Source organism: Nitrosophilus sp. (assembly GCF_982775275.1).
The window spans coordinates 1-1,086 of the sequence record NZ_CEXZHP010000337.1 but is presented as its reverse complement, the minus strand read 5'-3'; the positions used below and the strand labels follow the sequence as shown (position 1 = coordinate 1,086).

The following is a 1,086-nucleotide window of genomic DNA, read 5'->3' as shown; positions in this document are numbered from 1 at the left end:
AGAGCACAAGGGGCTTTTCGCCAAGCTCTCGAAAAAACAGAAGAACATCGACCGGACGATCAAAAAACGCGACCCCTCCCGCCGCGAAAGCCGCATCAACCAGGACCTCAAGGAGCTCTACGGCGACGAGTTCGGCAAGCTGAGCGAAGGCGAACAGAAATACCTTCTCGACAACCAGGAGATCATGCGGCGCATCACCCAGCAGGTGCTCAATCGCGTCGGACGGGTCAACATCCCCTCCAACATGCGGGTCAACGCCGACAACGTCATCGAGTTCTACCTCTATCCCAACGGAGACATCAGCGAGATCAAATTCATCAAGCGCAGCGGCTTCTACCTGCTCGACGACACGACGAAGGAGACGATTGAATACGCCTACAGCCGCTACCCGCGCCCCAAGCAGAAGACCCTCGTCCGTTACAAGGTCGGCTACTTCCTGCGCGGCTACTGACCTTCCCAAAGGGTATTTAGGATAAAATCGACCCACAGTGAACACTATCTTCAAGGAGTACGCATGCAACTCAAATACGTCGGCGCCCTGCCGAACGTCTCCGGAAAAGGGGTCACCTTCGATCAGACCCATCCGGACAGATACACCTATCTCAACGCGGCGGTCGAGCTGCTCGAAGCCCTGAGCTACGGCCAGACGGAAGAGACGGAACACGTCTACAATACGAGCGGCAGAGAGTACAGCGCCGATGAGCTGCTGGAGCTGCTCAAGAAACACTGCAGGAACCTCGACGAGGTCTTCGCCACCCGGGAAGCGAAGACCAACGAGCTGATCGAACGGCTGATCGCCCGGGTCGACGCCAACACCACGATCCCGGAGGCCGAACGCGAAGCGTGGCTGAAGAACATCGACATGATGCGCGACTACTACCTGCAGTACGTCACCAACGAAAGCGCCTACCGCTGTGCGCTCGAAGCCCTCGCCGACGAGATCCACGACGCGAAGGTGCAGAAGCTGACCATTCCGCTGATGCGCAACTACGGCACCGTCCTGCACGACCTGCGCTACGTCCTCGAACACCCCCGCCCGCCGATCGACATGGAATCCGAGGTCGCCGAGGAGAACGGACAGCCCGT

The 1,086-nt window shown here is 58.7% G+C and carries 2 protein-coding genes; both read left to right on the top strand.

What is annotated here, in order from left to right:
• A partial coding sequence (locus AC30RD_RS09840; protein WP_489494387.1) for a TonB C-terminal domain-containing protein occupies positions 1–451 on the top strand: 451 nt, incomplete at its 5' end.
• A gap of 63 nt (positions 452–514) precedes the next feature.
• A partial coding sequence (locus tag AC30RD_RS09835) for a hypothetical protein (protein WP_489494386.1) occupies positions 515–1,086 on the top strand: 572 nt, incomplete at its 3' end.